25 protein-coding genes and 1 other annotated feature are annotated in these 24547 nt (G+C 47.5%); of the genes, 19 read left to right on the top strand and 6 right to left on the bottom strand.

The genetic code is table 11. The annotated features are described in order from the left end of the window. Positions 1-18: 18 nt before the first annotated feature. The 5 genes from EL268_RS21760 to EL268_RS21745 all read left to right on the top strand — a co-directional run bounded on the left by EL268_RS21760 (position 19) and on the right by EL268_RS21745 (position 4929). Positions 19-1455, top strand: a complete 1437-nt coding sequence (locus EL268_RS21760; protein WP_106657502.1) for an MDR family MFS transporter — start codon at positions 19-21, stop codon at positions 1453-1455. A 146-nt stretch (positions 1456-1601) separates the two neighbouring features. Continuing rightward, a complete protein-coding gene (locus EL268_RS21755; RefSeq protein ID WP_106657503.1) occupies positions 1602-2852 on the top strand; it encodes a GNAT family N-acetyltransferase in 1251 nt (416 codons plus the stop codon). A gap of 90 nt (positions 2853-2942) precedes the next feature. After that, the gene (locus EL268_RS32905) at positions 2943-3116 is read left to right on the top strand and encodes a hypothetical protein (RefSeq protein WP_164724504.1); all 174 of its coding nucleotides are present in this window, start codon (positions 2943-2945) and stop codon (positions 3114-3116) included. Between the two features lie 77 nt (positions 3117-3193). Continuing rightward, the gene (locus tag EL268_RS21750; protein WP_106657504.1) at positions 3194-3670 is read left to right on the top strand and encodes a PilZ domain-containing protein; all 477 of its coding nucleotides are present in this window, start codon (positions 3194-3196) and stop codon (positions 3668-3670) included. A gap of 116 nt (positions 3671-3786) precedes the next feature. Next, positions 3787-4929, top strand: coding sequence for a DUF2087 domain-containing protein (locus tag EL268_RS21745; RefSeq protein ID WP_106657505.1), 1143 nt, complete (start codon positions 3787-3789; stop codon positions 4927-4929). On the opposite strand, the gene EL268_RS21740 is transcribed toward EL268_RS21745, so the two are convergent. From EL268_RS21740 to EL268_RS21730, 3 genes are all read right to left on the bottom strand, one after another. Next, entirely contained in the window at positions 4926-5243 is a 318-nt protein-coding gene (locus EL268_RS21740; protein ID WP_106657506.1) for a hypothetical protein, read from the bottom strand. The genes EL268_RS21745 and EL268_RS21740 overlap by 4 nt on opposite strands. A gap of 123 nt (positions 5244-5366) precedes the next feature. Further along, positions 5367-5819 (bottom strand): spore coat protein GerQ, encoded by a 453-nt coding sequence (gene gerQ, locus EL268_RS21735; RefSeq protein ID WP_106657507.1) that lies wholly within the window; start codon positions 5817-5819, stop codon positions 5367-5369. Positions 5820-5852: 33 nt separating this feature from the next. After that, positions 5853-6275, bottom strand: coding sequence for a cell wall hydrolase (locus EL268_RS21730; protein ID WP_106657508.1), 423 nt, complete (start codon positions 6273-6275; stop codon positions 5853-5855). Positions 6276-6443: 168 nt separating this feature from the next. Between EL268_RS21730 and EL268_RS21725 the strand changes: the two genes are divergently transcribed. From EL268_RS21725 to EL268_RS21715, 3 genes are read left to right on the top strand one after another with little or no spacing between them, the layout of a single operon-like run. After that, entirely contained in the window at positions 6444-6860 is a 417-nt protein-coding gene (locus EL268_RS21725) for a MerR family transcriptional regulator (RefSeq protein ID WP_106657509.1), read from the top strand. Continuing rightward, complete coding sequence (locus tag EL268_RS21720; protein WP_106657510.1) at positions 6857-8428, top strand: class I adenylate-forming enzyme family protein; 1572 nt, start codon at positions 6857-6859, stop codon at positions 8426-8428. The genes EL268_RS21725 and EL268_RS21720 overlap by 4 nt, the downstream gene beginning before the upstream one ends. Further along, the gene (locus EL268_RS21715) at positions 8425-10236 is read left to right on the top strand and encodes an acyl-CoA dehydrogenase family protein (protein ID WP_106657511.1); all 1812 of its coding nucleotides are present in this window, start codon (positions 8425-8427) and stop codon (positions 10234-10236) included. Before EL268_RS21720 ends, EL268_RS21715 begins: the two co-directional genes overlap by 4 nt. Positions 10237-10288: 52 nt before the next feature. On the opposite strand, the gene EL268_RS21710 is transcribed toward EL268_RS21715, so the two are convergent. Next, positions 10289-10855, bottom strand: coding sequence for a YqaA family protein (locus tag EL268_RS21710; protein ID WP_106657512.1), 567 nt, complete (start codon positions 10853-10855; stop codon positions 10289-10291). A 206-nt stretch (positions 10856-11061) separates the two neighbouring features. On the opposite strand from EL268_RS21710, the gene EL268_RS21705 reads away from it, so the two are divergent. The 10 genes from EL268_RS21705 to rplT all read left to right on the top strand — a co-directional run bounded on the left by EL268_RS21705 (position 11062) and on the right by rplT (position 21301). Continuing rightward, the gene (locus EL268_RS21705) at positions 11062-11493 is read left to right on the top strand and encodes a hypothetical protein (protein ID WP_106657513.1); all 432 of its coding nucleotides are present in this window, start codon (positions 11062-11064) and stop codon (positions 11491-11493) included. A 122-nt stretch (positions 11494-11615) separates the two neighbouring features. Further along, positions 11616-11840, top strand: a complete 225-nt coding sequence (locus EL268_RS21700; protein ID WP_106657514.1) for a hypothetical protein — start codon at positions 11616-11618, stop codon at positions 11838-11840. A 146-nt stretch (positions 11841-11986) separates the two neighbouring features. After that, complete coding sequence (gene mqnC, locus EL268_RS21695) at positions 11987-13093, top strand: cyclic dehypoxanthinyl futalosine synthase (RefSeq protein WP_106657515.1); 1107 nt, start codon at positions 11987-11989, stop codon at positions 13091-13093. 178 nt (positions 13094-13271) lie between these two features. Continuing rightward, entirely contained in the window at positions 13272-14192 is a 921-nt protein-coding gene (ytxC, locus tag EL268_RS21690; protein ID WP_106657516.1) for a putative sporulation protein YtxC, read from the top strand. A gap of 25 nt (positions 14193-14217) precedes the next feature. Then, positions 14218-14453, top strand: a binding site (T-box leader). Between the two features lie 60 nt (positions 14454-14513). Continuing rightward, the gene (gene thrS, locus EL268_RS21685; RefSeq protein WP_106657517.1) at positions 14514-16427 is read left to right on the top strand and encodes a threonine--tRNA ligase; all 1914 of its coding nucleotides are present in this window, start codon (positions 14514-14516) and stop codon (positions 16425-16427) included. Between the two features lie 147 nt (positions 16428-16574). Continuing rightward, the gene (locus EL268_RS21680) at positions 16575-18629 is read left to right on the top strand and encodes a methyl-accepting chemotaxis protein (protein WP_106657518.1); all 2055 of its coding nucleotides are present in this window, start codon (positions 16575-16577) and stop codon (positions 18627-18629) included. A 206-nt stretch (positions 18630-18835) separates the two neighbouring features. Next, positions 18836-19855 (top strand): GTP 3',8-cyclase MoaA, encoded by a 1020-nt coding sequence (moaA, locus tag EL268_RS21675; protein ID WP_106657519.1) that lies wholly within the window; start codon positions 18836-18838, stop codon positions 19853-19855. Positions 19856-20118: 263 nt separating this feature from the next. Next, positions 20119-20622 carry a translation initiation factor IF-3 gene (gene infC, locus EL268_RS21670; protein WP_035291699.1) on the top strand — a complete coding sequence of 168 codons (504 nt, stop codon included), beginning with the start codon at positions 20119-20121 and terminating at the stop codon, positions 20620-20622. Between the two features lie 30 nt (positions 20623-20652). Further along, a complete protein-coding gene (gene rpmI / locus EL268_RS21665; RefSeq protein WP_012685334.1) occupies positions 20653-20850 on the top strand; it encodes a 50S ribosomal protein L35 in 198 nt (65 codons plus the stop codon). Positions 20851-20941: 91 nt separating this feature from the next. Next, positions 20942-21301: a 50S ribosomal protein L20 gene (gene rplT / locus EL268_RS21660; protein ID WP_047070959.1), complete on the top strand. Its 360-nt coding sequence runs from the start codon at positions 20942-20944 to the stop codon at positions 21299-21301. A gap of 200 nt (positions 21302-21501) precedes the next feature. On the opposite strand, the gene EL268_RS21655 is transcribed toward rplT, so the two are convergent. Then, positions 21502-22188, bottom strand: coding sequence for a helix-turn-helix transcriptional regulator (locus EL268_RS21655; protein WP_106657520.1), 687 nt, complete (start codon positions 22186-22188; stop codon positions 21502-21504). A 192-nt stretch (positions 22189-22380) separates the two neighbouring features. On the opposite strand from EL268_RS21655, the gene EL268_RS21650 reads away from it, so the two are divergent. After that, positions 22381-23295 carry a R2-like ligand-binding oxidase gene (locus EL268_RS21650; RefSeq protein ID WP_255438307.1) on the top strand — a complete coding sequence of 305 codons (915 nt, stop codon included), beginning with the start codon at positions 22381-22383 and terminating at the stop codon, positions 23293-23295. A gap of 65 nt (positions 23296-23360) precedes the next feature. Here EL268_RS21650 and EL268_RS21645 read toward each other — a convergent pair whose 3' ends face one another. Continuing rightward, positions 23361-24413, bottom strand: coding sequence for a hypothetical protein (locus tag EL268_RS21645; protein WP_106657521.1), 1053 nt, complete (start codon positions 24411-24413; stop codon positions 23361-23363). Positions 24414-24547: the final 134 nt, after the last annotated feature.

Below are 24547 nucleotides of genomic sequence, written 5' to 3'. Positions count from 1 at the left end.
TAGAGAGAGGAGATCGAGATGAGACTTCAGATTATGATTGCCCTAATGCTCTCGACATTCCTTGCTGCGATGGAAGGAACGATTGTGAGTACAGCCGTACCACGTATTACGAGTGATTTGGCAGGCTTTGAACAGGTGAGCTGGGTATATGCCATCTACATGCTTGCCACTGCCGTATCTGCTCCCATTTACGGCAAGCTGGCTGATTTATTTGGCCGAAAAAACGTTTTGTTAATCGGGATCGGCATCTTTTTGTTAGGTTCTACGCTCTGTGGAGTGGCGACGTCCATGTGGCAGCTCATTGTTTTCCGTGCCATCCAAGGCTTGGGTGCAGGTTCAGTCATGCCGATTACGATGACCATCATCGGTGATTTGTACACCGAGCAGACTGCCAGAGCAAAAGCGCAGGGCTGGATTAGCGCTGTATGGGGACTTTCCGGTGTGGCAGGTCCGTTGGTCGGAGGATTTTTGGTCGATACACTGACGTGGCGTTATATCTTTTTTCTTAACTTGCCTTTTGGACTTGTATCGTTTTTCATGCTCGTCTTTTTGTACAAGGAGAAGCTTGCCGTCAAAGAAAAGCGCCATATCGATTATCCGGGCGCGCTTATTTTTTCGGTCGGGACCATCGCCTTGTTGTATGCCTTGCTGACAGGCAGCCAAGATCAATCCTGGACCAGTCCGGTGACGATTTCCTTGATCGTATTTGCTTTGGTGACCTATCTGGTGTTTGTATCGGTGGAGAAGAAATCGCCTGAGCCGCTGATTCCGCTTTCGCTTTTTACCAATCGAAACGTGACCATGATCAATCTGCTGACGCTCTTGACCAATGGAATTGTCATCAGCATGGTGGTTTACTTGCCGATCTGGAGCCAGGGAGTTTTGGGAGAAAGTGCGACAATGGCTGGCTTTGTCCTGACACCGATGCCGGTTTGCTGGACGATCGGCTCTATCCTTGCCGGGAACTTGCTAGGCAAGCTGAGAGCTGAACAATTGTTTATCACAGGGACAGCCGTTCTGACGGTAGCGACAACATTGTTGAGCCTCCTGTCCTCTCAGTCAGCGGGATACCTCATTTATGTGGCTGTAGGCTTGATTGGTTTGGGAATGGGACTCATTTCCCCGATCATCATGGTAAAAATCCAATCATCCGTTGCAGTCGACAAGAGGGGGACTGCCGTTGCCCTCAATACATTCACGGGTACATTTAGCCAAACCTTCGGGGCAGCTGTATTCGGAATGTTGTTCAACATGGTGACTGTAGCAAGTGGTCATACGAATTTAGGGGCCTCGTTTGAACACGGATCGATCCCTGTGGCACAGCTGGCACAGATCCGAGACTTATTGGCTAGTGGTGTTCATGTGGTCTTCACGGGCACCTTAGTGCTTGCGACAGGCAGCTTTGTTCTGTCGCTTTTGATCGCAAAAGGAAACCGAGTCAAGCAGACACATTAAACCGAAGACGTCCGCCGAGTGCGGGCGTTTTTCAATAATTGGTTACAGTTTTCCAAAAAATACAAACTTCATATTGCCAGTTGTTACTTTCATCGTTACTATTTTCCTAGATGCCCAAATTCTTGTGGACAGGAGTGCATGAGACGATGGAGGAGATTCGACCGGTTTCCATTGACGATATCGATGAGGTCGTTAGGATTGCAGCAATGAGCTACCCTGGAAGCAATCTTCTGGGTGCTGAGAGCAGACAGCGATTTGCCGAACGCGTAAGGGAGACGATCGAAAACGACCCACAAGTCAGCTACCACGGATGCTACCGTGATGGACGATTATTGGGTATAATGAAATGGTATGATTTTCCTATGAATGTTCACGGTACACCGCTTTTGACTGGGGGGATTGGGCTGGTCGCCGTAGACCTTTTGCATAAAAAGGAAAAAGTGGCCATGTCAATGCTGCAAGGTTTTCTTTCCAGCTATCGGGAGCGGGGAATCTCGCTGGTCTCTCTCTATCCGTTTCGTGTTGATTTTTACAAGCAAATGGGTTTTGGAATAGGGACCAAGGTTCACCAATACAAGTTCAAGCCGTCCAGCCTGCCGTTTGTAGGCAAGGACAAAATCGTCTATATAGGAAAAGAGGACAAGGAAGAACTGTCAGCTTGCTATCATCGAATCGCCCGTCAAACGCATGGCATGATCAAGCGAACAGATCGAGAATGGGACAGACTTCTCGATGGTCCTGAATGGATTACCGTCGGCTACAAAAAGGAAGGGAGGCTAGGTGGCTATCTCGCTTTCCAGTTCCAGAGCGCCCATGAAAAAAACAGAATCTTCAACAACATTGAAGTGAGAGAATTTCTGTATGAGAGCCGCGAAGTACTTGCGCAACTGCTTTCTTTCCTGCGTAGCCAGGCCGATCAGATTCAAAGGATTGAGTTTACGACGCCGGACGAAGATTTTCACTTGTTGCTATCTGATCCGGGCAATGGGACGGATTCGCTGTTGTGGAGCATTTATCATGAGAGCCATGTATCTGGAGTCGGTCTGATGTATCGGATCATTGATGTACCGGGATTTTTCCGTCAGCTGTCCCACCACCATTTTGGTTCGGAAACGGTAAATATGAAGCTGACGATCCGCGATTCGTTTCTGCCTGAGAACGCAGGAACATGGCTCATCAAGTTTGTCGATGGACGTCCGGAACTAGGGGAGGCAGTGGAGCCTGACATTTCAGTGCAGCTAGATATTTCGGATTTTTCTTCGCTCGTGATGGGTGTAGTAACTGCCCGCAAGCTGTATCAATACGGGCAATTGGAGCTGGATGCCCCAGAAAAGCTTCCCATTTTGGATAGGCTGTTTGCTGTTCCCGAGAAGCCGCGAAGTGTGACTACCTTCTAGAAAAAAGGATTCGTCACGTTTTTGACACATTTGGTTATCTTATTTTGCTTCCTCCCATATGTTGTTAGTAAATGGGAGGAGGCAGGTTTTATGATGTTTCTTACACTGGTTATCTTTTTTGCGTTTCTTTTGATTGTTTGGGTGGTCGTTAGACTCCTCTTCCGGCTGGAAAAGCATGATTCCATCACACATGATGAGAGAGAATTATGGAATCGCTTTCAGGTGAAAGAGCAGGAGATCAGATACCGAAAGCCCAAAAAATAAAAAGAAAGGCGCCAAGATGACAGGCGCTCTTTCTTTTGCGTGTTACCCACTATGAGAAGAGAAAGAAGGAGAAAACAATGCCAGGTAGATCAGAGGGGCATCAACGTGAATTTTTTCGCTTACGTCTAGAATACGCCCTCTGTGCAGACATGACCATTGTGCTGGTCAAAGGGAAAACCATGGAGATTGGGAGCACGCAGGTATTGATCGAGGATATCGGGGCAGGTGGACTTCGTTTTCTCTCTCATCTCAAAATGCCAGCAAATGACCAGCTCGTTCTGCAGTTTGCGACGGAATTGTGCGGACAGGCTCTGAAAATGTACGGCCACGTAGTCCGCACGATTCCGTGGGAAACGGACTATTACGAATACGCTGTACGGTTTACGATGGAAGAGGAACAACATCTGGAGATTAATCGCTTGGTGAACCGATTGGCGATCCGCTATCGGCAGAAACGGTCAGCAACAGAAGGACGTTTCTTTAAAGGAGATCGCCTGGCATTTTTAAAAGAGTTGACGCAAGCAAGTCTTGCGATGCGAGCCAGTGAAGCATAGACAAAAAGGCTTTCTGTTGTGCGATTACACAACAGAGAGCTTTTTTGTTTGACATAAAACAAACACAATGATAAGTTATCTATAATAAATCAAACGAATAAAGGTTGTGTTTATAGATGAGTCTTCATGAAGCATTTTGGAGCGCTTCCCTTCAAGAATGGAAGCAAGGTTACATCGAACAAGACGAACATTTTATGTGTTTGCTCTGTGGGGAACAGGTGGAGAAAGGAATCATTTATCCAGTGGAGGGTGTCCTGTACGAAGCGTCCCGTTTTATGCGCCATCATATCGAGGCTGCGCACGGTTCTGTCTTTACTCACCTGAGCCAGTTGGATAAACGATTGACGGGCTTGTCTGATCATCAGGTTAGTTTGCTTCGCCTTTTTTACCAGGGCAAGACAGACGCCGAGGTTCAACATGAAATGGGGATTGGCAGTGCATCGACGATCCGTAATCACCGCTTTGCACTCAAGGAAAAAGAACGTCAGGCCAAGGTATTCCTGGTCATGATGGAATTATTGCATGAAGCGGATAAAAATCAATCGTCTAATGATGCCAAATCAAGTAAGCAAAAGAATTCCACGAAAGATGGCGATGTCACAGAGTATGCTGCGATCGTAAAGAAATTCCTGCCGAATGGACTATCAGGTCGATTAGAGCGATTCCCGCGCAAGCAAAAGCATAAACTCATCTTACTCGAAGAGATTTCCAAAAAGTTTGAGCTCGATCGTTTCTACTCCGAGCGGGAAGTGAATGAGATTTTGGAAGGTCTCTACGACGATTATGTGACCTTGCGGAGATATTTAGTCGATGTTGGGTTGATGGACAGACAGGCTGACGGCAGTCAATATTGGCGGATCGCTGTGGAAAATGAAGGAGAGGAACGGGGGGCGCAACAGATGAATCGCAAACAAGAGCTCAAGCAGATGTATAAAGAAGTAGAAGTCGATGCAGGTGTTTATCAAATCAAAAACAAGCAGAATGACAAAGTTTTCATCGCCAGCACGAATAACCTAAAAACGATCAACGGTAGAAAGTTTATGCTTCAGCATGGTTCGCATCCGAATCGTGAGCTGCAAAAAGACTGGGATAAATACGGTCCGGACGCTTTTGAAATCGAAGTACTGGAGAAGGTGGAGAAGAAAGACCATCCGTACTTTGACTTGAAGGATGCACTGGAAAAACTCGAAGATAAATGGATGAAAAAGCTGGCGCCTTATGGTGAGCAGGGCTATCACGTGCAAAAAGATCCGTCCTAGTCTCGTCCATCATCAAGCATGCGGAAGCGCTCCAAGTGATCCCACAAGCCTTCCTTTTGCAAGATCTGGATTTGTTTTTCGCCAAGTAAATCAAAATGTGGGAAGGGTGCACGGTTATGAATGTGGACAGGATCGAGTCCGTTGGCAAGGCACCAGTCTGTCAGTAACGAGTAATTGGCACAGCCTACTTTGGTAACGGTTTTGATTCCAGGAAACCGGGGGTCCAGCCAATAGTGGGTGAGAAATGCCAATTCGCCTCGACTAACGGCTTGCTTCCAGCGGTTTAGTTCATCTCGTGTAATCCCAAATGCCACTCTTCCTCATCCTTTGCAAAGCGGTCGTGTTTCTAACATTAATAGCATGGAATTGTATCGACGTCAAAAAGACAGTTCTCCCCGGGGATAGCCGACGAAAACTGTCTTTTTGTGCTTGGTTTTTTACCGAATTCCTGTTGGAAGCTGAGGCGCGATGTAATTCAACTCTTCGTCCGCCGTGATGTAATCCGTGTTGACCATGAGGAGCAAATAGCGTTTGCCGGTTTGCGGATCGCTGAGAATGATGTGGTCGCGGCCAGCCGTTTCGAGGACACCGCGGAAAATTTTAGCGTTCCATTGGCTGTTGTTTTCAAATGTTTGGTACACCGTAATGACTTTGCCTCGATTCAGGCGAAGGATGTTTTCGATGTACGATTCTTCCATCACTTGCCCAGGAGTAATGGGCGTTCCCGGAATCCAGGCTCCGCTTGGCTGCATCGGAACCAGTTGAGGTTGCTGCTGCTGAATCATCTGCTGCTGTTGCTGAGGCATGCCGTATGGATACTGGGCGGATGGGTACATGTCGTAGCCGTATTGTTGTTGAGGGAAACCAGTGTAAGGCATTTGTTGACTCATGATGAACTCGCTCCTTTATCTATCTATTCCTTTTTAATAGACGCGTGGACAATCTGCTGGTGTTGGAACGAAGAAGCAGTGTGCCTTAAAGCGACCGGAGTTTTGTTGATTCCACCAGGTAGCTGGACAGTTTCCGGCAGGACGGTAGAACCACAATGCGTTGCTCGCAGGGCGGGTTTTCTCTCCATTGATTGCACGCCGTGCCAGTCGTCTGTCTTTTTCCCTGGCCCGTTGATAGAAATACGGCTTCTGGATCGCTTCGAATCCTCCCGGAGATTGATAGACCATGTCACGCATGCTGCGAATGTTTTTGAAGTCAAGGCAGTTACCTAAAATCCGATTTACCCCAACGTTGCCAACCATCAACATGCCCAACTCACCTTCGCCCTCAGCCTCTGCGCGGATCAGCCTGGCAAGCATATCTACATCATTGGAGTTCGCTTTGATGACGGCCATTGCTTCACCTCCTTCCACAAAAATCACAATAACAATATATGGGCGAATAATAGATTGGTGATTGGCCCGATAAATTTTTCATCAAGTTGACGTTTACGTAAACGGAAGTTACAATCGTTTTATTCGGTAAATTTAGAATTTTATAAATATAAGTAAGGGGCGCTTGACATGAGCAGAGAAGGAATACAGAAGGAAGAATCGTGGACCATCTCTGATCTTGCTCAACAATTGGATGTCAGCACCAGAACGATTCGGTACTACGAGGAGCTCGGCTTGATTTCCCCCAGTCGGACAGAAAAGGGAAGCAGGCACTACAGCCGCAAGGATCGTGCCAGGCTGCGACTCATTCTGCGAGGGAAGCGATTCGGATTTTCGTTGGATCAGATTCGCGAAATGATTGAGCTGTTCGGTGAGGACCGTACAGGTCGTGCCCAGCTTTTGCGAACGATTGAGTACGGCAACCAAAAGCTGGCTGAGATCGACGAGAAAATCATGGAACTCCGACAACTGAGAGAAGACATTCTCGTCTACAAGCAAAACTTTGAACAAAAATTGCTTGAAGAAAATGAGGAGGAGAAACGATGAACGTATCAGCTCTGCTCGCAGCAAACGGAAGGAAATACCCTGACAAGTCCGCTCTGGTTGCAGGAGATGTAGAGGTCAGCTTTTCCCAGTGGGATACACGCTCTACTCAGTGGGCTTGCCATTTGCGAGAGCTTGGCATCGACCAAGGGGATCGGGTTGTCATGCTGATGCCCAATTGCCCGGAGTTTGCCATTTTTTACGTCGCTGTCATTCGCAGTGGAGCCCTCGTCGTACCGATTCATGCACGTTCAACACAAGAAGAAGTACGACATATATGTGAACAAGCCGGAGCGAAGGCACTTCTTGTTCATGATGCCCTCGTGCCTATCGTGAATGAGTGGGTCCTTCAAGCGCCACAGCTTGTAGCAATCAAAACAGGTGCGAGGCAAGGGAATTGGTATGGAATCGCTGACTGGGATGCCAGTGGCGTGTCTTTTGATAAAATGAATGCGCTTACTTCACAGCCGTATTTGGCGAACATGAACGAAGATAGCGAGGTCAGCATCCTGTTTACATCTGGCACAACTGGACGGCCTAAAGGGGTGCTGTATACACATAGAAGCTTATTGACTGTCGCGAAAATGATGTCAATTGAACTGACGATGACACATCGCTCACGAATTTTACATTTGATGCCGCTGAGTCATTCGGCTCCCCTCCATCTGTTTTTCATTGCAGGGCTTATGCTTGGCGCCACCCAGGTAATGGCTCTTACCTTTTCGCCGCAGCTTCTTTTGGATTTGGTGCAGCAGCATCGGATTACGCATTTCTTCGGAGCGCCAGTGGCGTATTTGCTGACGATGAAACATCCCGAGTTTGCGACGTACGATTTGTCTTCCATCGAATATTGGATGTATGGCGGGGCTCCGTTGTCCAAAGAGATGGCTTCGCTCATGGAAGAAGCTTATGGCCGCGATAAACTGGCGTGCGTCTACGGCTTGACGGAGGCGGGGCCAACCGGAATGTGTCTCTTGCACCGAGAGCACCCGGACAAAATCGGCAGTATTGGCAATCGTGGTGTATTGTTCGCCGAAATGGAGGTTGTAGACGAGCGAGGAGAGCGATGCGCCAATGGCGAAGCGGGCGAAATTCGCTTGCGCGGAGAAGGGACAATGAAAGGATACTACAACAATCCAGAGGCCACAGCAGAAACTATACGCGATGGTTGGGTGTACACAGGCGATATTGCACGCGTGGATGAGGATGGATTTCTGTGGATGATTGATCGCAAAAAAGACGTGATGATTACGGGCGGGGTAAACGTCTACCCAAAGGAAATCGAGCAGTTGTTAGAGCGTCATCCTTCGATTGGCGAGGTAGCTGTTGTAGGTTTGCCGCATCCTGAGTGGGGTGAGACGGTTACGGCCTATGTGGTGCTGAAACCAGGAGTCGATACCAATCGAGAGTGGCTAGAGGAAATCCCAGGCTTTTTGCGTGGTCATCTCGCCGATTACAAGCTCCCGCGACAGGTGAAAATCGTTCCTGCGCTGCCGCGGAACACGAGCGGAAAAGTCCTGAAGCATGTATTGCGTGATGTCAGTTCCCAAAAGGAAGTGGAACTGCGATGAGTGATTTGCAAACGAGCATTGATCAGCGAACATACAGCGACAACATCCCGTACCCGCGTACGCCACAGGAGCAAAACTTTTTCAAAGAAGATCCCAACCTCCATTACTTGCTGGAACGTTATCTCCCTGCTTCCATGCATGAATGGGCAAGACAGCAGTTGAGCTGGCTAGGTGCGCAAGTGGCAGGACCCATCGATGAGCGTGCCGCCTATACAGACAGAGAAGGCAAGCCAAGATTGCGCAAGTACAATCGGTTGGGTGAGGATATTTCCGAGATCATTACCAATGAAGGCTACAAGGAAACAGTAGCGGAGGTTTACGGAGCAGGCATCGTCAGCTATTTGTATCAAGAAATTCCTGAGCTGGGGAAAAAAGCGCCGTATAGCTATTCCTTTTTCATGGGCTATCTCGTGAGTCAGTCTGAGCCGGGCTTCTATTGCCCTGTCACCTTGTCCATGTCAGCCGCTTATTTAATTGATCGCTATGGCAGCGAAGAACAAAAGGAGCAGTATCTAACAGGACTGACCTCTCGCGATCGAAATCACTTCTATGAGGGAGCTACTTGGCTGACGGAGAGACAGGGCGGCTCGGATGTCGGTGCGAATTTGACTGTAGCAGAGCCAGTAGCAGGTCGGCCCGGTGTGTACCGATTGACAGGAGAAAAGTTTTTTGCGAGCAATGCTGGAGCATTTGTTGCGACTGTTTTGGCGAGAATCGATGAGGAGAAACCGGGGACAAAAGGGCTCGGACTGTTTTTGGTGCCATGGATAAAGCCTGACAACGAACGCAATCATATCCAGGTCCGCCGCTTGAAAGATAAGCTGGGAGTCAACGCTGTACCATCTGCGGAGATACTATTGAACGGGGCAGAGGGCTATTTGATCGGGGAGCCTCAGAACGGCTTCAAGTACATGGCAGAAGCCCTGAACCTCTCTCGCATTTGCAACGCGATTGCTTCGATTGGGATTATGCGTCGAGCTTTTTACGAAGCGAAGTATTATGCCGAGCAACGTCGTGCATTCGGGAAACCAATCGATCAGTACCCGATGGTTAAAGAAATGCTGGTCAGCCTCTTATTGGATACGGAGGTCAGCACGGGTGCGGTGTTTGATATGATTGCTGTCTATGATCGCTTGCAGTCTGATTCCGCTAGCAAAGAGGATAACGCGCTTGCTCGCCTGCTGATTCCTTTGCTGAAATACCGTACAGGGGAAGAGGCTGTCGAATCGACCCATACCGCGATTGAAATTCATGGCGGTAACGGCTATATCGAGGAATACGTGACGCCGCGTCTGTTGCGAGATGCGCAAGTTTTGACCGTATGGGAAGGCACCTCGAATATACTTGCACTCGATATTTTGCGTGTGATGCAAAAAGAAAACAGCTACGAAGTGTTTAACAGATTGCTTCGGGAACGGATAGCTGACTGGAAGCATGCCTTTTCACAGCCGTACGCCGAGTTGGTTCGGAAAGAGCTGGCCATCCTGGAGGAAAATATCGCCTATCTCATGAAACAGACCCAAGATTATTTGACGTACAAATTAAAAGCGCTCGCGGACCATATGGTAGATTTGTACACCTTATCGTGCATCGTCAGCGAAGCAGAGGATCAGGTGACACGTGAGGGAAATGCGCGCAAATACATTTTGGCAAAGCTGTATGCCGTAAAGCATTTCCATTCACAAGAAAAGCGGGGGATTCAAGCTGATTCTTTGCTGGATGTACAGTTCTTTACCCAACTGGTGGAGTATCAGTCTGTCAGCGCAGAAGAGTGGGCCCAACAGTCCGCTATTGTTCCGACCCGATAATCAAAAAGCGCCTTTCGACCACTTGTTGAGGTGGCTAGGGCGCTTTTGATTTTTACGCGTATCGCTTGCGGCGGATGTTCCAAATAAACCAGATCGCAGCAACTACTGTTGCGACCGCCAGCAGAGTGATCTCAAAGTATTCATCGATTAGAACCTTTGCGTGTTTTCCGTATAAATAAAACAAGGTGCCAATCAAATAAAACTTCAATCCTCGCCCAATGACCGCATAAAACATGAGCTTGGTCAGCGAGTAATTGAATACGCCAGAGAGCACAGTGAAAACCTTGAAAGGAATGGGGGTAAAAGCTCCGATCAGTACGGCAGCATCCCCGTTTTTTGCGAATTTTTCCGTCGCTACGATAACCCATTTTTCAGGGAGAATCTTGTGCAAAAGTGGTTTTCCCAGCCATCTCCCCAACAAAAATCCGATGGGAGCGCCGAGGACGGAAGCAGTAAAGGCTACTGTCGCAAACTGAATCGCTGAGCCTGGATCGAGCAGACTCATCGCAATTTGCATAAAAAACGGAGGAATCGGACTAATAAATGAGTCCAAAAATGCCATGGCAACGAGTCCCCACATCCCATATTGCATGAATAGCTGTGTGATATGTTCGAGCATGAGCATCTCCTTACGAGGTTTTTTCTATTGTAGCTATCCTATGCCAGTTTGTCCAAAGAAAGACCACAACGAAAGTTTGATGTCGAGAGGGAAAATAAGGAAAATAGGACGATTGGCCCATCAATTGATTTCCAAAATATCCCGAATATAAGATGGTGTGGGAATATAAGAGGGACCATCATGTCATTACGAAAGGGATATTTTTTATGAAAATGCCATTATGTATCAAAGTCATTCAAGGGTTTATGCTGTTGCAAGTCATCGTATTGGGAGGGCTCTATTTTGTGGTTGCACAGGCGGACCCGATGAATTTGAGTCACTGGGCCAGTAAAATGGTGTTCAGCGCGGTAACTATGCCAGAAGATATGTTAGATCAAAGCTATGCGTTAGGAAGAATGCAAGGAAGATTCATGCTTCCACTGATCATCACGACTTTATTGTTTATCTTCATACAGATGAGGTTTTTCAAGTCGTCGATTGTTATCATAAGTTTGGCGATCTTACTCGATATAAGCAATGGAACTTTCTTGATCGCAATGGTGTATGTAGCTCTTCTTTTGGTTATGACCCACAACAAACAATCGAAGGTATATTTTAATCGAAGTCAGAATCAAGTTGCGCAGACGGTTTCAAAATAAGTGGTCCAATGAGCTTTATCTCAGGGCGAATATTGGTAGTGAAGTCCTTGTTTTTCATTGACGCTAGGAAAGATTATCCACTAAAATGAAGGGAAACAGGACAAACATCATGGGAGGAACCAATGAAAACATTGGGTTCGGGAAAAGCCGTTTTCTATGCGCCAAACGGGACTAACTTGCAATTGTCAGGGGAAATTGACGTACGTGGTGATCGGGTATCCATAACAGAAATCATCTATTTTAATGGCAAACCAAACGGAGCGCGCGAAACGAATTTGCCACTCGCGCAAACCGTGATTTACTGGGAGCCAGAAGTATACGAACAGATCGGATATGAAGAACAATAAGAATCATTGCGATTCCAAACCCTGTCTCTTGCAGGGTTTTTTCGCGTATGGCAGCGAATCTGTCAGCACCTCGGGCTATAGCCGATGTCCCGGTATTGTGTTATGATGTGGGATGGAATTTACGTATGGTACAAGGAGTGATCCTTATGATCGATTCTATATTGGAACGTGCTCTCGCAGGTGAACGACTGGGTCTCGAAGACGGTCTGGCTTTGTTTGCGAGCAATGAAATCGAAAAGATCGGACATTATGCCAATCTGGTCATGCAAAAGCATCATCCAGAACCGATTGCGACTTTTGTCATTAGTCGCAACGTCAATTACACGAACGTATGTGACACGTATTGCCGCTTTTGTGCCTTTTACCGAGCTCCAGGTTCTTCCGAAGGATACGTTCTCCCCAGAGAAACGATTTTCCAAAAAATTCAGGAGACCGTGGACGTTGGCGGTACAGAAATCTTGATGCAAGGCGGTACCAACCCAGATCTGAAACTGGATTATTACACGGATCTCTTGCGCGCGATCAAAGAACGCTTCCCGCAAATTACGATGCACTCTCTGTCTGTAGCGGAAGTGATGAAAATCGCGGAAGTTTCCAACATGTCTGTCGAGGAAGTGCTGAAAGAGCTGAAGGCAGCGGGTCTTGATTCCTTGCCGGGAGCGGGTGGCGAAATTCTCGATGATCGTACACGTCGGAAGATCTCCCGTTTGAAGGGTTCTTGGACAGAATGGATTGACACTCAAAAAGCAGCACACCGTGCAGGCTTGCCTGGTACTGCTACCATGGTAATTGGTTTTGGAGAAGAGATGGAGGAGCGCGTACTGTCCCTTCTGCGCATTCGTGATGCGCAAGATGAGACAGGCGGATTCAAAGCGTTCATCGTCTGGACATTCCAACCGGACAACACCAATATGAAGGCAGTCAACAACACGCCAGAGGAATACTTGAAAACACTGGCAATTAGCCGCCTTATGCTGGATAATATCGAAAACTTCCAATCTTCGTGGGTGACGATGGGCCCGCATTACGGTCAGCTTTCTCTCTCTTATGGAGCGAACGATTTTGGCCAAACGATGATGGAAGAAAACGTTGTTTCCGCAGCGGCATGTACGTACAAGGTCAATACAAACCAAATTTTGGAGCTCATTCGCGGCGCAGGCAAAATCCCTGCACAGCGCAACACACAGTATGACATTTTGCGCGTTTTCAAAGACGGCGAAATGGCAGAACGTGATTTTGTGATGCAAAACTAAATAACCTCCAAACGCTTCTCTGCCCCCTTTAACAAAGGGAAACCGGCAGGAAGCGTTTTTTGGTTTTTTAATCAGGAATTTTTTACCTGCAACCTTCCCTGAGTTTCCAATCGTTTAAAAGTATATCGCTCCTGACGGGACATATACTGTAACTACAATGGCGGTTGGGGGGATGGTTATGCAGACGTTTCGCGTATTGCTGGAGAATGTCCCTGAGCATTGTGACACGTATCGGGCTATCGTAAATGAGATGACGGAGCGGGTCAACACTGCACCTGTGCGCATTACATACAGGGAGCAAGAAGAGAATGGATACCTCTTGTTCTACTTTCAAAGCTGGTGTGAGACTGAGTATGACGCGCAGACCATCGAGTGGGCGAGAGCCTTCGTCGCTCTTACATTAGCCGAATGGGTCATTCAGGTGAAGGAACCGAAAATTATGGAAGAAATGGCAGCTGACTTGCTCGCTGCCGAACAAATGGAGACCGAGTGGGCAGAGATTTTTCCTTATATTCAACGCATGTGCCAAGAAGTCGAGCTTGATGGCAGGGAACTGTTAACGGCTACGACACGCAAGGCAAACGTATATCGCAACGTTTTCACCTATCTGGAATGGGAGAGAACGATCAACGTCTTGGGCTTCGTCCGGTTTCGACTGCAGGACCATTGGAACGAGCTGTTCGAACTCGTGGAAACTGGCATTGATGAATATCTGGAAGACAAGCAATACCAAGAGTTTGTCGAGCTGTTGCGCTATTTCATTGCTGTACAGGAAACCAAGCAGGAAGTCGTTCATGTCGTTCCTAGTGTGGACAAACCTTTCCATCTTTATGATAAAAAAGGGGATCGTCTTTGGCTTGAACAGTTGGATACCGTTCTGAACATGGACGAACAAAAATGCAGGGACGAGGATTATTTGGTCAGTGCTTTGGTTACACTGGCTCCTGAGAGTATCGTGCTCCATATGGCTTCGGAAAAGCCTGGGCTTGCACAGACGATCCGCAGTATTTTTGACAGTCGGCTGGTCACTTGCCACTCTTGTTCGCTTTGCCTATCCGAGCGACGTGTACTTGACGGGAATAATCCCTCTAAACTATAATAGCAACAACAACTTTACATCGCTTATAAATACGATGAGAAGGACACGGACAATAGTACGTACGCTCTAGAGAGGCGGGCCACAGGCTGGAAGCTCGCTGCGAACTGTTATTGATCTACCACCTTCGAGTAGCTGCCGGGAACGAAGCGTAGGCTTTTACTATCGGTATGCCGGTTAAATACCGTTACATGGAATGAGGAGTCTGTTTTTGTGAACAGACTTGAAGTAGGGTGGTACCGCGAGAACACACTCGTCCCTTTTTGGGGATGAGTGTTTTTTTATTTTCTCAACCAAACAAGATACAGGAAGGAAGAATCCGCAGTGGCACAAATTCATGTTACTTTCCCAGATGGAGCCGTTCGTCAATACGACGCTGGGATTACGATCGAAGACATCGCAGGCTCCATTAGCTCTAGCCTGAAGAAAAAGGCAGTAGCTGGTAAAAAAGACGGCAAGGTTGTCGATCTGTACACAGAACTCACAGATGACGCAGCGATTGAAATCGTTACCCTCGATTCTGCCGACGGGTTGGAAGTATACCGCCACAGTACAGCTCACTTGCTCGCTCAAGCGGTAAAACGCATTTATGGCGCGGAAGTGAAGTTCGGTATCGGTCCTGTGATCGAAGATGGCTTCTATTACGACATGGATATTCCGGTTTCCCTTTCCCCAGAGGATTTGGGCAAAATCGAAGCAGAAATGGAAAAAATCGTGAAGGAAGACCTGCCAATTCGCCGCAAAGTCGTAAGCCGCGAAGAAGCAACTGCGATTTTCCAAGAACTGAACGATCACCTGAAGCTGGAGCTGATTCGCGACCTGCCAGAGGATGCGACTATCACACTGTATGAGCAAGGCGAATTTTTCGACCTCTGTCGTGGTCCGCACTTGCCGTCCACTGGCTACATCAAAGCATTCAAGCTGATGAGCGTGGCAGGTGCATACTGGCGCGGAAAAGCAGAAAACCAAGTTCTGCAACGTGTATACGGTACAGCTTGGCCGAAAAAAGCAGACATGGATGAATATCTGCACTTCATCGAAGAAGCGAAAAAGCGCGATCACCGCAAATTGGGTAAAGAGCTGGGACTGTTCATGTTCTCCGAGGAAGCACCAGGTATGCCGTTCTACCTGCCAAAAGGCTTCACTGTTCGCAACGAGCTGGAGCAATTCTCCCGCCGTCTGCAACAATTGGCACAATACACAGAAGTACGCTCTCCGTTCCTCATGAACGAGCGTCTCTGGAAAGAATCCGGTCACTGGGATCACTACAAAGAGAACATGTACTTCTCTGAAGTAGACAACGCGACTTACGCTTTGAAGCCAATGAACTGCCCAGGTCACATGCTGATCTATAAAAACGAGATGCATTCCTACCGCGACCTGCCGATCCGTTACTCCGAGTTCGGGCAAGTTCACCGCCATGAGTACTCCGGGGCATTGAATGGAATGCTGCGGGTGCGCACCTTCTGCCAGGATGACGCGCACGTATTTGTCCGTCCTGATCAGATCGCGAGTGAAATCAAAGGCATGATCACTTTGATTGACAGCATCTACAAGGTGTTTGGCTTCGAATACAGTGTAGCTCTGTCCACTCGTCCGGAAGATTCCATGGGCTCTGATGAGCTGTGGGAAGCAGCGGAAGGCTCTCTGAAAACAGTGTTGGAAGAGCTCGGTATGGCATACGAAATCAAAGAAGGCGACGGTGCGTTCTACGGACCGAAGATTGACTTCCAAATTACCGACGCGCTGAAACGCCGTCACCAATGCGGAACGATCCAGCTGGACTTCCAAATGCCAGAGAAATTCGACCTGACTTACGTGGGTCAAGACAACGAGAAGCATCGTCCAGTTGTCTTGCACCGTGCGATGTACGGCTCCATGGAGCGCTTCATTGGTATCCTGATCGAGCACTACGCAGGTGCATTCCCGATTTGGCTGACTCCAATCCAGGCACGCATCATGAACATCAGCGAAGTGCACATGCCATATGCAGAACAAGTAAGAGAAAAGCTGCAACAAGCTGGCATTCGCATAGAGCTGGATGGCCGCAATGAGAAAATCGGCTACAAAATCCGTGAAGCACAAGTTGAAAAAATCCCGTACATGCTGGTCATCGGTGAAAAAGAGGTGGCTGACGGTACACTGTCCGTCCGCAAACGCGGAGTAGGCGATGAAGGCGCGATGACAGTGGATGCGTTTGTAGAGAAAATCCGCGCTGAAATCAATGAAATGAAGTAATAATGCATAGAAGTAAAGCCGCTCTGAAGTTTTGGGCGGCTTTTTTCATTATACGTTTACTTGATACGTTTACTTGGAAAAAAGAACGGGAAAAGGATTTATGGTAATTGAACATATGGACATCAAGAAGAACTGCGGGGGATACGTATGCGGGTAAGCATCAAGCAAAGACTGATAGCAGCATTTCTTGCCATTATTTTAATCCCGATTGGAGTGATTAGCTCATTTGTTTATGTCAAAATGGAGGAGCGAATCCAGACCTATTTTATTGAATCCACGACAAAAGAAGTGGCTCAAGTAGACAATGCGATTAACTTGTACTTCGACTCGATTCGTGAAAACGTAAACCTGATAGCAGGCAGTCCCTTACTAAAAAGTGCAGATAACACCATTACGACGTATATGGACAAGCCAACCAAATCCAAGCATACGCCACTGCAAAATGGTGGGGTAGAAGCTGCTATTTTTCAAGATTTCCTGCGATTTGTCGATTCTCATCCGAATACTGCATTTATTTATTTGGCGACGAAATACGGAGGATACATACAGTGGCCGACAGATGATGTCATTCCGAATTACGATCCGCGTACGAGGGATTGGTACAAAACGCCAATGGAGAATCCCGGCAAAGTGATCACGACAGATCCTTATCTTTATTTAGGCGACAACAGTATCGTGATCAGTAACGTGACGATGCTAAAGGATGACAAGGGTGAACCACTGGGCGTTGTTGGACTGGATGTGAATTTAAAAGGGCTAACCGACATTCTGAAAGAAATTAAGATCGGGAAAACGGGTTATCTCATGCTGGTTGGCAAAGACGGGACGATTTTGGCTAATCCCAAAAACCCCGAGCTCAATTCGAAAAACCTGAAGGATACGCAAATTCCTGAATTGGCCGCTATCGCAGAGAATACCTCCAGCAGCTTTGCGGTCACAATGAACGATACCGAGTATTTGGCCAACGTCTTTACTTCAGACAAAACTGGGTGGAAATATATTTCGTTTATTGAAAAAGCGGAGCTCTCTGCTGAAGCCAATCAAATCGGTTCCATCATCGGGGCATTAAGCATTTTCTTTGCCTTACTGGCGGCTGTCGCTTCCGTCCTTTTCTCGCACAAATTCACCAAGCCATTGCTTGCCATCGTTGATCAGATTGCGCAGATCGGACGTGGTGACTTTACCGGGGAATTGCCCAAAAACCTTTTGGAAAGAAAAGACGAAATCGGCATGCTTGGTCAGAGCATTCAGGTGATGCAAGTATCCATCCAAGGACTCATTCGCGAAGTCCAAAAAGCGGTTAACACCCTCTCTACTTCGTCAGATAACATATCGGTTCGCTTGACGGACAATGTAGATACTGCGAACAAAATATCTACTACCATACAGGAAGTAGCGAGCGGGGCGCAAAATCAGCTCAGAGGTACGGAAGAATCCGCAAGAGCAATGGAAGAAATGTCGATTGGCATCCAACGCGTGGCGGAGACAACCTCCATCATCTCGGAAGCATCTACATGTACGACGGATGAAGCGCAGCTAGGTAACCAGTCCATCCAAAAAGCGATCCAGCAAATGGACTCCATCCGTGTCTCTGTGGAACATTCCGTATCCGTAGTCAAGCAATTGGGTGAGCGATCCAAAGAAATTGTGCAAATTATTGACGTGATTACGGGAATTGCTTCCCAAACGAATCTGCTTGCTCTCAATGCAGCCATCGAAGCTGCCCGTGCGGGAGAGCATGGACGAGGTTTTGCTGTCGTAGCAGATGAAGTGAGAAAACTCGCTGAACAATCTGATGAGTCTGCACGGCAAATCGCCAACCTCATTCAGGAGATCCAAACAGATACGACCATAGCGGTCAACTCGATGGATTCAGTCAATCAAGATGTTCAGGATGGATTGTCTACTGTACTGGAGTCAGGAGAGGCCTTCCAACGCATCTTACAAGAAATTCGACAGATAACCGATCAAATTCAGGAGGTATCTGCTGTCTCTGAGCAGATGTCCGCTGGATCGGAACAAGTAGCAGCATCAGTGGACGAGACTGCCCAAATTGCAAGGATTTCAGCGCACAATGCTGAAAATCTGGCTGCTTCCTCCAAAGGACAATTGGCTACTATGGAAGAGTTTGCTGTTTCATTTGAATCTTTGAATCAGATGGCTCGCGAACTGGAAAGAATGATCAGTACATTTAAGATATAAGAATGCATAACGGAAAGAGTACGAATGTAGGGAGGAATTCGTACTCTTTTTTTTGTAAAGTGGTCCCATTTATGAACAATGTGCTGTTTGCGTTTGAAAATTTGGCTATTTCGATTTATGATAATAGACTGGTACTAAGTCGAAATGCGATATTATAAAGATAAGGGAAAAAAGTCGTCCTATAGATAAAAGGAGAGTGAACATCTATGCCAGAAAAAGTGCTTGATTTACGGAACCGTCCTCTCCGAGATTTACGAATATCTGTCACTGATAAATGTAATTTTCGTTGTCGTTATTGCATGCCTGCCGAAATTTTTGGACCGGATTTTGAGTTTTTGCCGCAAAGCAAGTTGCTGACCTTTGAGGAGATTACCCGTTTGACCCAGATCTTTACTTCGCTTGGGGTCGGGAAAATCCGCATTACCGGCGGAGAGCCATTAATGCGCAGAAATTTGCCTGAATTGATTCGAATGATACGTGGAGTGGAAGGTGTTCAAGATATTGCGATGACGACCAACGGTTCTCTCTTGACCCGCCATGCGCAAGCACTAAAAGAAGCCGGTCTGGATCGGGTCACGGTCAGCCTGGACAGCTTGGATAATGAGCGCTTTGGGATGTTGAATGGAAGAGGCTATCAGGTCGATGCCGTGCTGGAAGGGATTCGTGTTGCAGCAGATGCCGGGCTATCGATCAAGATCAACATGGTGGTACAGCGAGGAGTCAATGATCAAGATATTTTACCGATGGCACGGTACTTCCGTGAGCAAGGGCACACCCTTCGATTTATTGAATTCATGGACGTGGGAAACAGTAACGGCTGGCGACTGGATCAAGTCGTACCTTCCCGTGAAATTGTGCGCATGATCCATGAAGAGATGCCGTTGGTAGCGACTGAAGCGAACTACTATGGAGAGGTGGCTTCTCGTTATCGCTATGAGGGATCGAACCAGGAGATCGGGTTGATCTCATCGGTGACCCAAGCTTTTTGCTCCACTTGTACGCGAGCTCGTCTGTCGGCAGAAGGAAAATTGTACAACTGTCTCTTTGCTTCATCCGGAGATGATTTGCGCGAACCAGTCCGCGATGGACGCACGGATGAAGAGATTCGCGAGCTGATACGTGCGATTTGGGAGCGGCGTGACGTGCGCTACTCGGAGGAACGCCTAAGTGAAACACCTGGTCTCGCCAAGCGTGAAAAGGTCGAAATGTCCCATATCGGGGGATAATTAGGTATTAGCCTTGACAAAACCCAAGCTACCTAGTAATATAAATTGCGTGTATAAACACTTCATACTTCGAGAACAAGCAGAGGCGCCCAGCTTCTCACCTGGGTCGACGTCGTATACGACTGTTGACAGGTAACTCTTACGCAAAGATCCTCGGATCTGATGAAATTGCTTAGGTGAGATATGTGCGGGCGCAGATTGCGTTCGCACATTTTTGTTCCTTCTCGAAATTGACGGGGGTGGCAAGTATTAGCAAGGATCAAATGTTAATTAACGAAGCGATCCGTGCCCGTGAAGTCCGATTAATCGGTGCAGACGGGAGCCAATTGGGAGTCGTACCTTTTAGGGAAGCGTTGCGCATTGCCCAGGAAGCTGAATTGGATCTGGTAAACGTTGCTCCTACAGCCAAGCCGCCTGTATGCCGTATCATGGACTATGGAAAGTTCAAATACGAGCAGGCGAAAAAGGAAAAAGAAGCGCGTAAAAACCAGAAGATTATCGAGCTGAAAGAAGTGCGTTTTTCTTCTAACATCGAGGAACACGATTTTCAAACAAAGCTTCGCAACGTCCGCAAGTTCTTGGAGGATCAACACAAGGTGAAGTGTACGATCCGTTTCCGTGGACGTGAAATCACCCACTCCGAAATTGGACTAGGCGTTATGGAACGTGTAGCTGCCCAGTGTGAAGATCTCGCTACGCCTGAGCGCAAGCCGAAGATCGAGGGCCGCAGCATGATCATGATTCTGGCTCCGAAAGCGGAAAAGTAAGATAGTAGTTTAGACAGGAGGATTTTTCAGATGCCTAAAATGAAAACCAACAAGGCTGCTGCGAAACGTTTCAAAAAGACTGGAAGCGGCCAATTGAAGCGCGACCGTGCGTTTGGTAGCCACTTGTTCGCTAACAAATCGACGAAAGCTAAGCGCCACCTGCGCAAAGCTGCACTCGTTTCCAAAGGCGATCAAAAACGTATTGAGCAAATGCTCACTTACCTGTAAGTTTTTCTTTATTACACACCATTACGCAGCATGAGCTCCCTAAGCGCCTAGCAGTAGGCCGCCATGCTGGAAAGACCAGGAGGAGTTTAGTATGCCAAGAGTAAAAGGTGGCATTGTTACACGCCGTCGTCATAAGAAAATCCTGAAGCTGGCGAAAGGATACTTCGGTTCCAAACATCGCCTGTTTAAATCCGCTAATGCGCAGGTAATGAAATCCCTGCTGTATGCATACCGTGACCGTCGTCAAAAGAAACGTGATTTCCGCAAACTGTGGATCACTCGTATCAACGCGCAAGCTCGCATGAACGGTCTGTCCTACAGCCGTTTGATGCACGGCCTGAAAGTTGCTGGCATCGAAGTTAACCGCAAAATGCTGGCTGACTTGGCTGTTAACGACAAAGCTGCGTTCAACGAACTGGCAACAGTTGCTAAAGGCAAACTGAACGCGTAATTTTTGAATAGAAGAGCCGATCTTCCCGATTGAGGGCGAGGTCGGCTTTTTTGTTGTGATTATCAATCCATTTTCGTCAGACGTGGGGTAGTAGTCAGACAGTGCCATGCTCTTGAATTCAATGACGTACTGTCGAGTTTTGGATTACGAGCCAAAGAAAAACAACCGAAATCACATTCGGTTGTTTTTTCCATTTCTACTCAACAAATGATTCGCTGTCTTATGGCGTCCGCCACACCTTGTGCGCGATTTTGCACACCGAGCTTTTTTAAGGCGGACTTGATGTAATCCTGCACGGTAAACTCACTGATTCCCATCCAGTCCGCCATCTCCTTAACGCTTTCGCCCCATGACATCCGCTGCATGACTTCGACTTCTCGCCGTGAGAGCTTGACGGTTTTAGGGCGAAGGGAGTCAGTTGCCAATACTTTGCCCAGCATCGAACAGTATGCGCTTAAGGATTGTACCAATTGATGGTTGATGCCGGAACAGCCATCCTGATGCCAGGAAATACCGGCGTAGCCGAGTACGTTAGGCCCATAGCTGATGGGGAGAATGAGTGCATAAGGGGCGCCGTACACTAAATCGGGCGGGAACTGACGAATCGCCTCAGAATCTAGCAGGACGGCTCTCTGTTCACGGATCGCATGCTGGATGAGGGGCATATTGCGCATGTCCACCCGTATATCGCGGATAGAGCATAACTCTTGGTCAAGGATCGACCATAGTCCCTCACCCATTTGACTGAGCGTCGAGTAATTGCACAGAATGGCTCCCATAAAAGGAAAGAGATCCACGAAGCCGCGTACAGCAAGCACCAGTTTCTCCTCGTAAAATGTCGTTTCTTCGATTCGATCGATGTACATGTTCAGCTCTGGACTGACCATGGAGTGATTGCCACCTCCATTTGCGTGATGAACACCCCCTGATTTTTGGGGATATGAACGATCGTTCAGCCTGACCTATAATCAACCTACAGCGCCTTCATTTTATCAAACCGCTGATCGGAGCGTAAAGAATGGAAATGGGATAAATTAACAATTTCGTGACTTCTTTCATTCGTTCGGAATAGAAGGCGTATGAGAAAAAAGAAAGGTTGGATGGGGATGAGGAATGGTTTTGTTTCGACCAGCCAAAAAGGATTGAATCAGGAGCTGCTGCCGTACCAATTGTATCAAAAAGCGAAGAGATACGGCATTTGGAACCCGCAGGACATTGATTTTACGCAAGACCGTGAAGATTACGCGAAGATGAATCCGGAGCAGAAGGAAGAAACTTTGGGGCGGATTGCTGGTTTTCTTGGTGGGGAAGAAGCTGTCACCCTCGATCTTTTGCCTTTGATCATGGTCATAGCAGAGGAAGGGCGATTGGAGGAAGAAATGTATTTGACGACCTTCCTCTTTGAAGAGGCCAAGCATACGGAGTTTTTTCGGTTGGTTCTCGATAATATCGGCGAGTCAGGAGACTTGCATCATTTTCACGATGATGTGTACAAACGAATTTTCCATGAGATCTTGCCAAATGCACTCAATCGTCTGCTGACGGATAAATCCCCTGAAGCCATCGCAGAAGCTTCTACTGTCTACAACATGTTTGTGGAAGGCGTGCTCGCAGAGACAGGCTACTATGCGTTTTACGAAGCACTCAGCAAAACAGGGCTCATGCCCGGTTTAATGCAAGGAATCGGGTATTTAAAGACAGACGAATCGCGGCATATCAGCTACGGAACATTCCTGCTGCAGCGATTGATCTGTGAGCATCCCCATATTTACGATGTCATTGCCAAAAAGATGGATGAGCTGGCTCCAATGGCAAGTCATCTGTACGACTGGATGGATGACCCACAAGGAGTGAGTGCATTCGGAGTGAAGGTCGCTGATTTGCAGCAGTTTGCGAAAAAGCAACTGAGTGTGCGCATGGAGGTACTTGCCCGAGCAAAAGGGCAGACGATTGAAGAGCTGTATAAGCATACAAGAACAACGATCGATGTGTAAGAAAAAAAAGGCGATCGAACGAATTCGACCGCGAAAGCATCCACAACGGGTGCTTTTTTTCATGCCTATAGATCCACTTTGATCTTCATTTCAATCATGTTGACTGTTTTTTTGTCTGAGTCTTTGATTTTGATGAACTCGCCTTTTAATTTTTCACCTTTTTCCCCATAGGCATCCTTTACAGTTGGCCACATATTGTCGTCTGGTATGAATTGAATAAGGACGTAATATTGCTTAACTTTGTCAGGCTGGGGGATTTGCAGGGAAAAAGATCCATCCGGTTTAACCTCAGTCTGATCTGTATAGCCATAATGGACATGGTTAGGGATATCGAGACCACCACTTATCTTAGTCCCTTCCAGGAAATTGCTTTTTGCCGCTACGGTTAGGGATTTCCCGTTTTTGGTTATGCTCGGCTTGATCCAAATAGCAGGTTGACCATAATCAGATGGTTTATCCCATACAGGTGTTTCGAATGGCACCTTCGTATTTGTCTGTGCTTTCGGGTCGACATAGGCAAAGGTCGCCACTTTGTATTTCAACTTGTCAGAATCGAGGTATTGATACACGTAATCACCGGTTAGCTTTTCGCCGGTTTTACCATAGGCTTCTTGGATTCGATCGCTTTGCTGATCGGAGGTGAAGGACAATTCGACTTCCATCTGTGCCTTCACGTCTGGCTTTTTTACCTCCAGTTCAAAGCTTCCATCGGAGTTAACCTCCGTCTCATCGTTATAACCCCACATATTATAGCCTTTTGCGGTTACATTTGCTTTTACTTTTGCACCGGGGAGCAAGTTGGATGATCCTTTGATCGTCAATGTCTTGGAGTTGATGGTGAGTTCCCCTCCAAGAGTGGCTTTTGGATCTCCTTGGTCTGCTGGAGCGTCGCTAGATGGCTGGCCAACGACTTCGAAGTTTACAGCTTCACCCTCTGGTTTGGCTTCTTCCTTTGCTTTCGTTTCTGCCGTCGGTTCAGGAGCAGTGGTAGTCTGTGTTGACGGCTGGTTCTGGGTTTGCCCGGACTCGGCTTCAACGGGCTTGGCTTCCTGGCTACAGCCCGATAGAATCGGAATGAGCAACAATCCAGAAAGCAATACCCCTCTGAGCTTGGACATGCGGTTACCTCCTGTCAAATGAAAATCAGCACAATTCAAAATCATACCATATTTTGTATAAATGCTTTCTGTCATTTTGAAAAAGAGGAAAATAGAACTGCTAATTCGCTGTAGAACTAGGCTCTGGTCCTAAA

It is taken from the genome of Brevibacillus brevis, from assembly GCF_900637055.1.
Lineage (GTDB): Bacteria > Bacillota > Bacilli > Brevibacillales > Brevibacillaceae > Brevibacillus > Brevibacillus brevis.
Note: the sequence above shows the minus strand (reverse complement) of the source record. Positions and strands in the feature narration are given on the sequence as shown.